This is a genomic window from Propionicimonas sp., from assembly GCF_034927565.1.
In the GTDB taxonomy this organism is placed as follows: domain Bacteria; phylum Actinomycetota; class Actinomycetes; order Propionibacteriales; family Propionibacteriaceae; genus Propionicimonas.
In genome coordinates, this window is the sequence record NZ_JAYFPT010000051.1 from 1 (window position 1) to 14,755 (window position 14,755).

Consider the following 14,755-nt stretch of genomic DNA (forward strand, 5'->3'; position numbering starts at 1 on the left):
GCCCGCGGGAGTCGTGATCGAGACCCGTCCGGACCTCGACCCGGGCGCCCGCTACGACGGCCGGGCGGCCGGCTACGACTGGCTGATCGGACGGGAGCTCTACAACCGCATCGCCTGGTCGACCTCGCCGCGCGATTACGAGGCCTTCGCCCGCCGCGCCGTTCGCTCGGCGTCCGGGCCGCTGCTCGACGTCGCGGCCGGAACGGCGACGGCCACCGCCAACGCCTACCGCACCAGCTCCCGTCCGGTGGTGGTTACCGACCGTTCCCGGGACATGCTCGCCCGCGCGGCCCGCCGGATCGCCGACGGCACCCGGGTGCGGCCCGGCGTCCGGTTCGTCCAGGCCGACGCCTTCGCCCTCCCCTTCGCTCCCGGAAGCTTCGACACGGTGGCCTGCCTCGGCTTCCTGCACCTGGTCGACGACCCGGCCGGTTTCCTCGACCTGCTCACCGTCCTGCTGAAGCCCGGCGGGAGGCTGTTCTGCAGTTCCCTGGTCGCCGAGACCGGACGCGGGGCGCGCTACCTGGCGTTGCTGCGCCGTGCCGGCGAGGTCGCCACGCCCCGCACCGCAGACGAGTTGGCCACCATCACCGCCCGCACCTGGCGCAGCCGGGGGTGCATGGCGTACCTGGAGGCCGTCCGCTGAGGTGTCGGGCGTCCGCCGCGGCCTCAGCCGTCCTCGTGGGCGCGGACGTAGTCGAGGTCGGGCTCGAGCCCGTGCCCCAGCCGGTCCGGAACCTCCATCCGGAGACCTCTACCCAGTCGCAACGCCGAAGAGTGTCCCGATGGCGTAGGTGGCGATCATGGTCAGGGAACCGATCAGCACGTTGCGAGCGATCGCTCGACCGCGCTGGGCCTCGCCAAGAGAAGCACTGATCCAGCCAGTCAGGAACAGCCCGAGAACGACGGCGGCCACCGCCGCCCAGATGCGATGGTCGCCGAACGGCAACAGGATCATGGCCAACGGGATCGCCGCGCCCACCGAGAACGCCACGAACGAGGAGAAGGCAGCCGCCCACGGACTGGTGAACTCCTTGTGGTCGATGCCCAACTCAATCTCGGCATGGGCGGCGAGCGCGTCGTGCGCGGTGAGTTCCTCGGCAACCTGCTGGGCGAGGTCGGCAGAAAGACCACGGTCCCGGTAGAACCCCGCCAACTCCAGCAGTTCCTCTTGTGGATAGTCGGCGAGTTCCTGCATCTCCTGGGCGATCAGGGCCTTCTCGGTGTCCCGCTGGGTGCTGACCGACACGTATTCCCCGCCGGCCATCGAGAAGGCTCCGGCGACCAGTGCCGCCAGCCCCGCGGTCGCCATGGCGAGCACATTGCCCGGTGCCGCCGCGGCGACCCCGATCACGACTCCCGCCGTCGACACGATGCCGTCGTTGGCGCCGAGCACGCCGGCACGCAGCCAGTTGAGTCGCTGGTTGATGCCCGCTCGGTGCGGTTCCCCGGGATGCGCCATGCCCCCAGTCTGGGGTAGCCCGAGGTAGCTCGACAAGCAAGCTCAGCCTCGCCTAACCCCTAGCCATCGGCACTTTCCGACTCAGCTCGGTCGAACTCGGCCAACCGCCCGTCCATCCCCATCACGGTGCCGAAGAAGTCCCCTTCGGCGCGGCCCTGGCCCGTAGTCCGTGGACGATCCACAGCACGAACATTCCGCCAGTAGGGTTTGTCACACCGTCACTCAACCGGCAAGGAAACTGGATCACCGTGTTCGTTCTCCACGCATTCTGGGCCCCGGGTGACGGCCCTGGCGTGTGGGCGGAGGACTCCGAGCTGCCAGTGACCAGTCCCAGCCAGGCGGTGCGGACGGCGCGCCCGCATCCGTTCGCCGTCCCGGCGGGGATGCTGGCGTCCCTCATCGGAAGCCTCGCAGGCAGCACCACTCTGCTGCTCCCGTCGGTACGCCGCGCCCCGCTGGACTCCCCCGAGATGGTGCGGGTCACGCCACGTTCCCCCGGCCGCTCCGCCCCGTCACTGCTGGCCTGGCAGGTGCCGTGCGTCAGGCTGGATCCGGCCGGCCTCGCCGAGACCCTGGCCACTGTCCTGGATCCCGCCAGCTGGACGGAGCGCGGCCTGGAGGTGCGGCCCTCCGCGTCCCTGCGCTATCTGGCTGAGTTGGCCGGTTTCGCCGAGGAGTTGCTTGCCCGGGAACGCGTCCTGCCTGGCCTCGACCTGGACGGCCCCACTCCGCAGGCCCGTTGGCGGGTCGCGCTGACCGGCCCGGACGCCGTCGCGGCGCACTGTCTGATCACCGCGATGCCGCCGTCGTTCCGGGCCACCGAACTGGCCGCCCAGCCGGCGGCGCTGGCCAGCGAGGCCCTCGACGCGTTCGCCGATGCTGCCGCCCGGCAGCGACTGCCGCGGTCGTTCCTGCCGGCCCGGCGGGGCCGGCAGCCGCGCCGAATCCCCAGGACCGAAGCCTGGCTCGACGCCCTGGCCGGCGCCGACGCCACCGTTGACGCCGACCCGGGCGAGCTCTCAGAACTGGGCAGCGCGCTCCACCCCTGGGTTGAAGCTGGCCGCGAAACACCCAGTCCCGCGCAGCTTGTGCTGCGGCTCAGCGACCCCCGGACGACAGTCGCCGCCGCGACCGCGGACACCGCCGGCGAACCCGGCTGGGTGCTGGACTTTCTGTTGCGCTCGCGATCCGACCCCAGTCTGGTGATCGATGCCCAGCGGATCTGGGCCGACGACGGCGCCCTGGGACGCTGGTTGGAGCGGCCGCGGGAAGTGCTCCTGTCCCAGCTGGCCCGTGCCCAGCGGGTGTACCCCGGTCTGGAGGCCGGCCTGCGGCAGGCCCAGCCGTCCGGCCTCAGCCTCGACGCCCAGAGCTGCTACGACTTCCTCAGTACCGCGGCGCCCGCCCTCGACGAGGCCGGCTTCGAGGTGCAGCTTCCCGGCTGGTGGGGCAGGCGCAATCGGCTGGGCCTGAAGCTCTCCACCACCCCGATCGACGGCGGCGCCACCGAGGGCGGCTTCGGCCGCGACCAGCTCTGCGACTTCCGGTGGGAGATCGCCGTCGGTGACCACGGGCTGACCGAGGACGAGATCGCCGCACTGGCCGCAGCCAAGGCACCCTTGGTGCAGTTGCGCGGCCAGTGGGTCGCCCTCAACCGCGACCAGTTGGACCGCGGGCTGAGGTTCCTGGCGGCCAACGGTTCCGGGCAGCTGACCGCGGGCGAGATCCTGGCCCTGGCCCTCAGCCATCCCGACGACCTCGACCTGCCGCTGGACCTGGTGGACGTGGCCGCCGACGGCTGGCTGGGCGATCTGCTGCGGGGCGCGGCGGCAGAGTCAGTGGCCGATGTCGAACCGCCGGACGAGTTCACCGCCACACTGCGTCCCTATCAGGGGCGGGGCTTGGCCTGGCTGGACTTCCTCCGGCGGCTCGGGTTGGGCGCCTGCCTGGCCGACGACATGGGGCTGGGCAAGACCGTCCAGTTGCTCGCCCTGGAGGCCACCTGCCGAACCGAGCCAGCCGAGCCGGGGAACCGTCCCCTGGCTCGGCCCACTTTGCTGTTGTGCCCGATGTCGTTGATCGGCAACTGGCAGGCCGAGGCGGCTCGGTTCGCGCCCACGCTGCGGGTGACCGCCCACCACGGCGCCGACCGTCCCCACGGCGACGACCTGACGGCCGTCCTGGCCGCGTCCGACCTGGTCATCACCACCTACACCACCGCGCTGAACGACATCGACGAACTGGCCGAGATCGCGTTCGAACGGGTGGTGCTGGACGAGGCCCAGGCGATCAAGAACCGGCTCTCCCGCACCGCCAAGGCGGTGCGTCGGCTGCAGGCGGGGCAGCGGATCGCGCTGACCGGCACCCCGGTGGAGAATCGGCTGGCCGAACTGTGGTCGATCATGGACTTCCTCAACCCCGGCATCCTCGGCTCGCCGGAGGTCTTCCGGGCCCGGTTCGCCACCCCGATCGAGCGCTACCGGGACGAGCCGGCGTCGGCATTGCTGCGCCGCATCACCCGTCCGTACATCCTGCGGCGGGTGAAGACCGACCCGACGATCATCGACGACCTGCCGGAGAAGATCGAGATCAAACAGCACTACCGGCTGACCGTCGAGCAGGCCTCGCTCTACCAGTCGGTGGTGGGCGAGATGATGGAGCGGATCGAGAACTCCGAGGGCATCGAGCGGCGCGGCAACGTGCTGGCCGCAATGACCAAGCTCAAGCAGGTCTGCAACCATCCCGCCCAACTGCTGCACGATCGCTCCCCGATCGGACGGCGCTCCGGCAAGGTGATCCGGCTGGAGGAGGTCCTGGAGGAGATCCTCGCCGAGGGCGATCGAGTGCTGTGCTTCACCCAGTACACCGAGTTCGCCGAACTGCTGATCCCGCACCTGGCCGCCCGGTTCGACACCGACATCGCCTACCTCTCGGGCAGCACCACGCGCCAGCGCCGCACCGAACTGGTGGAGCGCTTCCAGTCCGGCGACGGGCCGCCGATCTTCCTGCTGTCGCTGAAGGCGGGCGGCACCGGGCTCAACCTGACCGCCGCGAACCACGTCCTGCACCTGGACCGCTGGTGGAACCCTGCGGTGGAGAACCAGGCCACCGACCGGGCCTTCCGGATCGGGCAGCGCCGCCGGGTCCAGGTGCGCAAGTTCATCGCGACCGGCACCCTGGAGGAGCGCATCGACGAGCTGATCGACGACAAGCAGGCGCTGGCGAACCTCGTCGTGGGTGACGGCGAGTCCTGGCTGACCGAGCTCTCCACCAGCCAGTTGCGCGACCTGTTCGCGCTGTCGAAGGGAGCTGTCGGTGAGTAGGCGTTACGACTCCCCGTTCTACCCCGCCTCGAAGCCACGGACGGTGGAGGGCGGGCTCCGGGCCCGCAGCGCGCGGGGGAAGATCGCCACCACCTGGTGGTCCACCCGCTTCATCGAGGTGCTGGAAACCAGCGGCATGGGCAACCGGCTGACCCGCGGACGCAACTATGCCCGTCGCGGCCAGGTGCTCTCCCTTGAGTTGGACGCCGGGATGGTGACCGCCAGCGTCCAGGGTTCGCGGTCGCGGCCCTACCGGGTGCGGATCGGGGTGACGGCCTACGGCAAGGACCAGTGGGCCAGGGTCGAGGACCGCCTGGCCGGTGATGCCTGGTTCGTCGCACAGCTGCTGGCCGGCGAGATGCCGCCTGACATCGAGAAGGTCTTCGCTGAACTGGGGCTGGCGCTGTTCCCGTCCGGCAGCCGGGATCTGTCGCTGGACTGCTCCTGCCCGGACTGGGAGGTGCCCTGCAAGCACCTCGCCGCGGTGTTCTACCTGCTCGCCGAGCAGTTCGACGACGACCCGTTCGCGATCCTTGCCTGGCGTGGCCGGAGCCGCGACGAGCTTCTCGCCCGGCTGAACACGGCCTCTCCCACCGCTGCCGGCGACACCGGTCAGGCGGTGCCACTGACCGAGCTGCTGGACGTCTTCTACGCCTTCGCCGGCGATCTCCCGCAGCGGACGGCGGCGCCCAGCGGGACGAGCCTGCTCGACCAACTGCCGCCGCTGGCCCTGACCGTCCGCGGGCTGTCCCTGGTCGATGCGCTGCGCCCGGCCTACGCCGCGCTGGCGCCTGAGCCGGCTCGCGCGACGGTCGCCGAAGGGTAGATTGACGGCCATGGTGATGCCACGCAGCACGCCCGCTGCCCAGGGTGTGGACGGACGCGGGCTGCTCGCCCTGCTGGACGCCGCCGAGACTCCCGGGCACGGCTACCACTCGCTGATGATCGCCCGGCACGGTCACGTGATCGCCGAGGGCTGGTGGGCACCGTACGCCCGTGACCGGGTGCACCTGGGCTACTCGCTGAGCAAGAGCTTCACCGCGACGGTCCTGGGCAGCCTGGTCGGCCGCGGGCTGATCGACCTGGACGCACCGGTGCTGTCCTATCTGACCGAACTGCGGTTGGTGCCACCGGCCTGGCGGCGGGTCACCGTCCGGGACTGCGTCACGATGACCGTCGGACACACCACGGACATCTGGGACTGGCGGGGCGATGCCGCACCGGCGCCGCAGCAGCCGGACGAGCCTGACCCGCTGCTGCCGCTCATCCTGGAGCGTGAGCCGGACGGCGAACCCGGCCAGGTGTGGGCCTACAACCAGGTCGGGCCCTATCTGGTCGCCCAGGCGATCGCGGCGGTCACCGGCCAGCCGCTGTCAGCGCACCTGCGGCGGGAATTGCTCGACCCCTTCGGCGGAGCGGACGCCAGGGCGCAGCGCACCCTGGGTGGTCGTGATCTGGGCTTCAGCGGACTGTGCGTCACCACGCCGGCGATTCTGGCGCTGGCCCAGACCTGGCTGGACGGCGGGGTCTGGCAGGGCAGGCGGATTGTGCCGGCGGAGTTCGCCGAACAGGCGCCGCGCCCGACCTCCGCCTCGCTGGCCTCCGACGATGTCGGCGACTGGTCCCACGGCTACGGCTACTCGTTCTGGCGTTCCAGCCATGGCTATCGCGGCGATGGCGCCTTCGGACAGTTCGCCCTGGTCCTGCCCGAGCAGGACGTGGCGGTGGCGATCACCTCCGAGACCGAGGCGATGCAGGACGTGCTCGACCAGGTGTGGCGCCACCTGCTGCCCGCGATCGATACCCAGCCCGACCCGCAGGCCGACGTCCAGTTGGCCCGACGGCTCGCCGGGCTGGAACATCCACCCTTGTCAGGCTCAACCCGCCGGTCTGCGGCGCCGGCGCTGCGGGATCCGGCGTCCCAGCTGCCCGCCACCTACCGAAGCGCCGCCCTTGAGGTGTCCACCGACGGCCATCACCGGCTGCGCATCGACCACCCGGCCGCCGAACTCGTCACCGAGATCGGGGACGGCTGCTGGCTGGAGTCACGCTGGCCGACGCCGAGCGGACCAGACCTCGCGCTGGCCGCCAGCGGTGCGTGGCGAGACGGCGTGTTCGTGGCGCAACTGCGGTTGGTGGAGACCCCGCACACCATCCTGCTGGAACTGGATCCGGCCAGCGGCACGGCGCTGCTGAACTGGCGGCTGATCCCGCTCACCGGCCCCGACCCGCTGCAGGCCGCCGCCTTCCCGATCTGAGCCCGGCTGGAGCAGCCGCGGCAATCGGCCGACGCCGAACCCGAGGCCAGAACCTGGCAGGCTGGCTGAGGCCCCGCCACCAGGTCTGGGGCCATCGCGCGCCTCGCAAAGCGGCAGGCTCGCCACCTGGCAGGCGACTCCCGTGGGCCGTCGAAGCGGCGGCGCCGCGGTACGTCTTCGCCGAAGCGCCAGCGCCCGGCAACCGGGCGGCGTAGCCTCGAAGCAACGACATTGACGTCGTGGAAGGTCGCCATCATGAGTATTCAGCATCTCTTCACACCGGTGACTATCGGCAGTCTGACACTGCCTCATCGCGGCATCATGCCGTCGATGGTCGTCAACCTCTGCGGGCTTGACGGCACGGTCACCGATCAGTTCATCGCCTACCACGTGGCCCGCGCCGAGGGCGGGGTCGCACTGAACATCACCGAGGCCGCCTACGTCCATCCCGGTGGCAAGGGCTTCCCGAACCAGTTGGGCATCGACCATGACGGCCTGCTGCCGGGGCTGCGCCGCCTGACCGACGCGGTGCACGACGCCGGCGGGCGGGTCGCCGTCCAGTTGTTCCATGGCGGACGGCAGGCCAACGCAGCCTGCACCGGCGGCACCGTGGTCGCACCGTCGCCGATTCCCTGCCCGGTGATGCAGACCATGCCGCACGAGCTCACCATCGCCGAGATCCACGACCTGGTGCAGGCCTTCGTCGACGCCGGCGTGCGGGCCCAGCAGGCCGGGTTCGACGCCATTGAGATCCACGGCGCGCACGGCTACCTGGTCAACCAGTTCCTCTCACCGCACACCAATCGGCGCGACGACGAGTACGGCCGCGACCCGGCCGGACGTGCCCGGTTCCCACTGGAGATCCTGGACGGGCTGCGGGCAGCGCTCGGCCGGGAGTACCCGCTGATCTACCGGATCTCTGCCAACGAGTTCCTGCCCGACGGCCTGACCGTCCCGGACACCGGAGCCTTCTGCACTCAACTGGTGGAGCACGGGATCGATGCGATCAATGTCTCCGGCTCGATCTACGAGACCAACCGGGTGGCCGGCGGTCCATGGGATCCGCTGGGGGCCTTCGTGGACGACGCGGTCGCGATCCGCAAGGCCATCGGGGCAGCGGTGCCGGTCTGTGTGGCGAACCGGATCAAGACCCCGGCGTTCGCCGACGAACTGATCGCCTCGGGTGCGGTGGACCTGGTGGCCACCGGACGGGCGGTGATCTGCGATCCGGAGTTCTACCGCAAGGCGAAGGAGGGCCACACCGACCGGATCCGGATCTGTCTTTCCTGCAACTACTGCATGAGCGAACTCATGATGGGACACGCGGTCAGCTGCCTGTACAACCCGCTGGCCGGCCACGAGTCCGAGTTCGACCTGCATCGCGACCCGGAGGCGCCGAAGGAGGTCGTGGTGGTCGGCGGTGGTATGGCCGGGATGGAGGCGGCAGCCACGGCGGCCAGCCGTGGCAACCACGTCCGGCTCTACGAGGCCACCGGCGAACTGGGCGGCAACGTCGTCCCCGGAATCCGCCCGCCGTTCAAGTCCGAGATGGGTGCCTGCCTGCGCTACGAGAAGAACACCCTGGACACCACCGGGGTGCAGGTCTTCCTGGACCACCCGGTGGACGCCGGCTTCCTGGCCGGCTGCGGAGCGGACCGGATCATCGTTGCCACCGGCTCTGAGCCGATCCTGCCGGCGATCCCGGGAATCGACGCGCCCTGGGTGGTGACCGCCGAACAGGTGCTGCTCGACCCGGCGGTCGCCGGCCATGCCGTCGCGGTGATCGGCGCCGGATCGGTAGGTGTCGAGACCGCCGAACTGCTCAGCGATCGGGGCAGCCAGGTGACCGTCATCGAACTGACCGACGACATGCTGACCGACCTCAGCCCGACCCTGCGAGCACCATTGGAGGCCCGGATCCGGCAGACCCCGACCAGCTTCGCGTTCGGACACGAGGTTCGCGAACTGCGCGACCATCGGGTGATCACCCAGGCCGGCGACCTCGGACCCTTCGACACCGTGGTGATCGCGGTCGGGTACCGGGCGAACACCGCGCTCGGTGATGCCCTGACCGCCGCCGGGATCGCGTTCACAACCATCGGGGACGCGGTGCGGCCACGCAAGATCAGCAATGCCGTGGCGGAGGGTTTCCGGGCCGGCTACGCCGTGTGACCCGCTCGCGTGCATCGTCCCGGCTGGCCAGCCTGCCACTGTGGCAGCCGAGCGATCCCGCGCCATCCGAGGTTCGCTCCGAGTTTGTGCACCGTGTTCAGTGCACAAACTCGGAGTCAAGCGGGTTGGGGCTCCCGATTGCCCGTCAGCGGCCACGCTCGCGCGACAGCACCGTGTCAGTGGGAGCCGATTCGAGGATGACGGTCTGGTAGCCGGTCAGCTCTCCCTTGACCCGCACTGTGATGGTGTGACCGACATCGGTCTGTCCCAGCAGGTAGCTGTCGCCCAGGGCGCGGGTGTTGAGGACGCCGTCGCTGTACCAGCGGTAGGTGAATGTGACGCCGTCGGGGGCCCAGGTTCCGGGCTGGGCGGTGAGCGTCGTCCCTTTCACTGCCAAGCCGGTGATCACCGGCTTGGCCGGGGTCAGCGTGCCCGCGGACACCTCGACGGTCCAGCCCGAGTAGCGCGCCACCTTCTGGTAGCCGGTCTTCGAGCCGGTCACCCGCACCCGGAGCCGCTTTCCGAGATCGGCCGGGGTGAAGACGTGGCTCGCTTTGGTGGCGCTCTCGATCTTCTCGTCCTTCTCCTTGCCCTCACGGAACCACTGGTAGCTGAGTTTGACCTCGCCCGGGCCCCATTCACGCGGCAGCGCGGTGACCTTCTGGCCCACCTGGGCAATGCCGTTGTAGGCCGGATCGGGGGTCGGCCCCAGTTTGCCCGGCGCCACCTTGCCGGTTTGTTCGGAGTAGCGGGTGGTCTTGGCGAAGTGCTTGGCGGTGCCGACGACGCGCACCTTGATGAGCTGGCCGTGGTCGGCGGCGGCGAGTTTGTAGCTGCGCTTGGTCGCCTTGGCGATCTTCTCGTCACCCCGGTACCACTGCCAGGCCAGTGTGACCTCGCCCGGCCCCCACGGGTCGACGTCCGCGGTCAGGGTGTTGCCGACCCGAGCGGTACCCGTGATCTCGGGGTCACTGGCACTCAGCTTTCCCGGCGCCACCGGGCCGACCGGAGCGGCATCGACCGTGGCGGTGGCGAAGCCCTTGCGGGTTCCGGTGACCCGGATCCGCAGACTGTGATCGATGTCGGCCGCCGCGACCTTGTAGGAGGTGGAGGTTGCGCCGCTGATCGCGGTATTGCCCCGCAACCACTGGTAGCGGAGCTTGACCCGGCCCGGGCCCCAGGTTGGCTCGTCGATCGAGAGCGTGCTGCGATACCGCGGGGTGCCGTCGATCTCGGGCACGGTGGTCTGCAGCGTGGGGGTGGACGTCGGCGAGGAGGTAGGCGTCGGTGTCTGGGTTGGTGACGGCGTCGGCGTCGGCGTCGACGTCTGGCTTGGCGACGGTGTCGGCGTCGGCCCCGGTGTTGCCGAGGACGGCGGCTCCGGAGTGGCGCTGGTCGGTTCCGCCGTGGGCGACAGTGCCGGCGTCGGCGTGCTGGTGGGCGAGGCCTCCGGCGCAGTGACGGTGACCGTGGGGGACGGCGTCGAACCGCACCCGCTGAGGAGAAGCCCGGCAGAGACCACAACTGCTCCCCACCGACGGTCGATCTTCATGGACGTTGCCTCCCGCTTCGTTTGGCATACGGTAATGGCCCGCACCCGCACGAGGCCAGCGTCCCGAGCCCCGCTGGATTCGCCCGAACCGGCGAGGGTGTCACCGCGTCCGGCCGTCGGATGGTCAATCGATGGAGATCACGATCTTGCCCAGGATGCCGCGTTGTTCGGCGCGGGCGTGGGCCTGGGAGATCTGCTCCAAAGCGAAGACCGAGTCGATCACCGGACGGAGTTGGCCGGCCTCGACCGCGTCGGCGAGCGCGTCCAGCTGCGGGGTGCGCGGGATGCCGGTGACGAACCGGGTGCGGCGCCCGCCGAAGCGGACGGACGCCAGGATCTGGCCGATCGATCGGAAGGGATGACTGAAGTCGGCGGTGATGGTCAGCAACCGGCCGGTGGGGGTCAGGCACTGGCGGAAGGACGCGACGGCGGTGCCAACGGTGTCCAGCACCAGGTCGAAGCGGCCGAGCCGGGACGGGTCGGCCTCCCTGTAGTCGAGCACCCGGTCGGCGCCGGCGTCCGCCACCCCCGCCAGGGTCGAGCCGCTGGCCAGCGCCGTGACCTCCGCACCTCGGGCGTGGGCGAGTTGGACGGCGGCCAACCCCACCCCGCCGGCACCCCGGACCAACACCCGCTGCCCGGACCGAACCGGACTGCCACCTCCCAGCGCCAGCAGTGCGGTCGTCCCGGCCACCGGGAGCGCACCGGCCCGGACCGGGTCCATCCCCTGCGGCAGCCGCCCAACCCGGTTGGCGGCCATCAGGACGTACTGCGCGTAGGCGCCATCGCCGGTGGACACTCCCCAGACCTGCTCGCCGACCTGCGGGGACGCCACCCCGGGACCGACCTGCTCGACCACCCCGACGACGTCCATCCCCAGCTGCTTGGGCCACCCGGGACTCATCGCGGTGCGGAACTTCGCCTGCCCCGACCGGGCCTGCAGGTCGCCACCGTTGACGCTGGTGGAACGCATCCGGACCAGCACCTGGCCCTTGCCGGGAGTCGGGATGGGAACCTCGTCGATGGTGAGCACAGCGGGCCCGCCGTAGTGGCGGTAGACCGCCCGTTTCATGGTGCGCTGTGTCATCGGACTCCTCGACTGCCGGTGGGTTGTGGTGTGGTCATGGCTTCCTTCTCTGGGGTGTCGGGTTCGACAGCGTGCTGAGCCGCCGCCAGCTGGTCGGCGAGCCGGGCGAACCTCTCCGGACGGTCACGCGGACTGTTGTGGGCGCCGGGTACCACGGTGAGTGGGCAGCCGAGGGCGGTGGCCACCGCGGCGCCGGCGGTCTCGGCGGCGGTTCCCCGGCTGAGTTCGCCTGACGAGACCCCCACCGGGATGCCCTGGAGAGCGATGCGGACGGCACCCAGGTCGACGCCGCCGGCGATGCCGGCGACGTCATGGGTCACCATGGTCGCCAGATTGCGGTCGACGTGCGCCACCTCCGCTTCGGTGAGCGGCGGCGCCGCAGGGTCGGGTTCGCCCTGAAGCCGGAGGGCTGCGATGATCGCCCCCGTCGTGTCTCCGGACGCTGCCAGCCGCGCGATCGCCGCCCAGTCAGCGGACCGGCCTTCCGCGCTGCCGGGCCCCTCCCACCCGACGGGTTCGTGCAGCACGAGGGCACCGATCAGGCCCGGCTGCGCCTCCGCGAGCCACAGTGCGATCCCCCCGCCGAGGCTGTGACCGGCCAGCACCACCCGTCCGCCGGCTCCGGCCGCCTCACACACGGCGGCAAGGTCGCCGACCTGCGCGTTGGTCGACCAGTCGCCGTCCGCCGGATCACCCGACTCCCCGTAGCCACGCCGGTCATAGCTGACCACCACGCGTCTGCGTGCCAGGATCTCGGCGGTGGCGGCGAAGAACGAGGAATCCACCCCGCCGCCGTGAACCAGCACCACCGGCGTTCCATCGCCGGTGCCCTGGCGGTGGCAGGCAAGACTCACACCGGTGCGCGTCACGACGAAATCCGAACGGTCCGGCACCACTACCTGGTGTCTCACCATCACCGCCCGACGACCTGCCGGCGGATCTCGCGGGCCTGCTGCTGCAGTTCGCGGTCCAGCTCGGTCACCGGATCGAGGCTCATCCCGTGCGGACGGGGCCGGCCGGCGTCGTCCACGATCACGAAGGTGAGGAAGCCGTCCATGATCGCCCGGTCGCCCACGGTCACGTCCACGTGGGTCAGGATACTGGTGCGTCCGGCCAGCACCGCCCGGCCGACGAAGGTCACGGTCTCGCCGAGCTGCACCGGCACCGCGAAACCCAGCCCGTGCAGATGGGCGCAGACCGTGTCCTGCGGCGGGGTCCACCGGCAGGTCGCCATCAGCCCGGCCTGGATGAACCACTCCGCGGTTCGTCCGCCGTACAACGTCTGGTGGTGGTTGAGATCCTGGTTCAGGACGATGTGGTTGGCCACCACCGGCGTGATCGGCGACACGTTACCCCCGGTCCCCGGCCGCGCCGAGCGCACCAGCCAGGTCGCGGACGGAGGCGGCATCGGACACGGTGATCGTCCGGGTCTGCGGGGCGATCCGGCTGGCCAGCCCGGCGAGCACGGTGCCAGGACCGAACTCGATGAAGGTGTCGACGCCCGCCTCAACCATCAGCCGGACGGTCTGCGCCCAGCGGACGCATCCGGTGACCTGGGCGACCAGCTCGTCGCGTACCTCGTCCGCACTGGACAGCACAGTGGCCGTGGTGTTGGCGACCAGCGGCACCCGGGGTGCGCCGAGCCGTGCCGCGGCGACCGCCTCCCGCATCCCGGCCACGGCCGGTTCCATCAGCGGGGAATGGAAGGCGCCAGAGACGTCCAGCGGGATCGCCAGTTTCGCGCCGTGCTCGCGGGCCAGACGCCTGGCAGCCGCGACTCCCGGGACGGAGCCGGCGATCGCCACCTGGCCGGGGCAGTTGAGGTTGGCGACCGACACCTCCGTCTGCCGGCACACCTCGGCCACCTGGTCGTCGTCCAGGCCGATCACGGCGGCCATCGTGCCCGGGTTGCGGTCCGACGCCTGCTGCATCAGCTCTCCCCGCCGGTGAGCCAGTGCGATCGCCGTCGCAATGTCACAGACACCGGCCGCGACCAGCGCCGCGTACTCGCCCAGACTGTGGCCGGCCACGAAAGCCGGCAGCGGCAGATCAGGACCGGCGACCTCCCGCGCTGCCGCGAACAGCGCCAGCTCCACCATCAACAGGCCGGGCTGGGCATTCACCGTCCGGGTGAGTTCCTCGTCCGGGCCGTCGAGCACGACGCGCGACAGGGCGAACCCGGCGGCCTGGTCGCCGGCATCGAACACTGCCCGGGCGGAGTCGAACCCGTCGCGCACGTCGGCGCCCATGCCAACCTCCTGGGCACCCTGCCCCGGAAACACCCATGCCACCGTCACCTCAGCCACATCCCTTCAATCAACACCGTCATTGCCCCGCCGTCCGGCGCTCCGCGACCGCCAACGCGACGACCAGGTCGCCCTGCCTGCTGGTCGACACGAGCACCTCATCGACCTCTGCCCGATCCAGGCTCTCCCGCAGTGCTGCCGCGATCTCAAGCCGCGGTGTGCCGTCGGCAGCGGTAGCCGTCGCCACGATCCGCAGGTCGAACGACTTCTCGGGCAGCAGCGGCGCCACCACCTTGAACACCGCCTCCTTCACCCCGAACCGCCCCGCGAGCACTCCCGCCCGGTCGCGACGGCCCCGGGCGTCCGCCAGCTCGCACTCGGTGAAAATGCGGGCGAACACTCGCTCCGGGAACGCGCCCAGCAGGCGTTCCTGCTCGGCGGCGTCCACCACGTCGATCCCTACCCCGCGGACCATCGGACTCCTTCCCGCCTCCCACGCGGCTCCCTCGCGTTGACATAGAATGCCGCGCGTGCCAAAGACCGCAAGCCCCGTGATGGGACGCCGACCCGGCCCTGGAAACTCGCGTCAGGCGATCCTGACGGCCGCGTCCGAGTTGTTCGCCGAGCGGGGCTACGAGGGAGCCTCGTTGCGGGC

12 protein-coding genes are annotated in these 14,755 nt (G+C 70.7%); 5 read left to right on the plus strand and 7 right to left on the minus strand.

Annotated elements, in window-relative coordinates; all coding sequences use genetic code 11:
• Positions 1-646: class I SAM-dependent methyltransferase (locus VB080_RS10320; protein ID WP_323418358.1), on the plus strand; the 646-nt coding region annotated here is incomplete at its 5' end.
• 108 nt (positions 647-754) lie between these two features.
• Here the strand turns inward: VB080_RS10320 and VB080_RS10325 are convergent.
• The gene (locus VB080_RS10325; RefSeq protein ID WP_323418359.1) at positions 755-1,462 is read right to left on the minus strand and encodes a VIT family protein; all 708 of its coding nucleotides are present in this window, start codon (positions 1,460-1,462) and stop codon (positions 755-757) included.
• 320 nt (positions 1,463-1,782) lie between these two features.
• Between VB080_RS10325 and VB080_RS10330 the strand changes: the two genes are divergently transcribed.
• The 4 genes from VB080_RS10330 to VB080_RS10345 all read left to right on the plus strand — a co-directional run bounded on the left by VB080_RS10330 (position 1,783) and on the right by VB080_RS10345 (position 9,215).
• On the plus strand, positions 1,783-4,785 hold the full coding sequence (locus tag VB080_RS10330; RefSeq protein ID WP_323418360.1) for a DEAD/DEAH box helicase: 3,003 nt from the start codon (positions 1,783-1,785) through the stop codon (positions 4,783-4,785).
• Positions 4,778-5,611 (plus strand): SWIM zinc finger family protein, encoded by an 834-nt coding sequence (locus VB080_RS10335; protein WP_323418361.1) that lies wholly within the window; start codon positions 4,778-4,780, stop codon positions 5,609-5,611. The genes VB080_RS10330 and VB080_RS10335 overlap by 8 nt, the downstream gene beginning before the upstream one ends.
• 10 nt (positions 5,612-5,621) lie before the next feature.
• Entirely contained in the window at positions 5,622-7,043 is a 1,422-nt protein-coding gene (locus VB080_RS10340; RefSeq protein WP_323418362.1) for a serine hydrolase domain-containing protein, read from the plus strand.
• A 255-nt stretch (positions 7,044-7,298) separates the two neighbouring features.
• A complete protein-coding gene (locus tag VB080_RS10345; RefSeq protein ID WP_323418363.1) occupies positions 7,299-9,215 on the plus strand; it encodes an FAD-dependent oxidoreductase in 1,917 nt (638 codons plus the stop codon).
• A 145-nt stretch (positions 9,216-9,360) separates the two neighbouring features.
• Here the strand turns inward: VB080_RS10345 and VB080_RS10350 are convergent, their stop codons facing one another.
• From VB080_RS10350 to VB080_RS10375, 6 genes are all read right to left on the minus strand, one after another.
• Positions 9,361-10,455 carry a hypothetical protein gene (locus tag VB080_RS10350; RefSeq protein WP_323418364.1) on the minus strand — a complete coding sequence of 365 codons (1,095 nt, stop codon included), beginning with the start codon at positions 10,453-10,455 and terminating at the stop codon, positions 9,361-9,363.
• A gap of 436 nt (positions 10,456-10,891) precedes the next feature.
• Positions 10,892-11,854, minus strand: coding sequence for an NAD(P)-dependent alcohol dehydrogenase (locus VB080_RS10355; protein WP_323418365.1), 963 nt, complete (start codon positions 11,852-11,854; stop codon positions 10,892-10,894).
• On the minus strand, positions 11,851-12,723 hold the full coding sequence (locus VB080_RS10360; protein ID WP_323418366.1) for an alpha/beta hydrolase: 873 nt from the start codon (positions 12,721-12,723) through the stop codon (positions 11,851-11,853). The genes VB080_RS10355 and VB080_RS10360 overlap by 4 nt, the downstream gene beginning before the upstream one ends.
• A gap of 44 nt (positions 12,724-12,767) precedes the next feature.
• A complete protein-coding gene (locus VB080_RS10365) occupies positions 12,768-13,202 on the minus strand; it encodes an acyl-CoA thioesterase (RefSeq protein WP_323418367.1) in 435 nt (144 codons plus the stop codon).
• A gap of 1 nt (position 13,203) precedes the next feature.
• Complete coding sequence (gene fabD / locus VB080_RS10370) at positions 13,204-14,160, minus strand: ACP S-malonyltransferase (RefSeq protein WP_323418368.1); 957 nt, start codon at positions 14,158-14,160, stop codon at positions 13,204-13,206.
• 19 nt (positions 14,161-14,179) lie between these two features.
• Complete coding sequence (locus VB080_RS10375) at positions 14,180-14,575, minus strand: holo-ACP synthase (protein ID WP_323418369.1); 396 nt, start codon at positions 14,573-14,575, stop codon at positions 14,180-14,182.
• Positions 14,576-14,755: the final 180 nt, after the last annotated feature.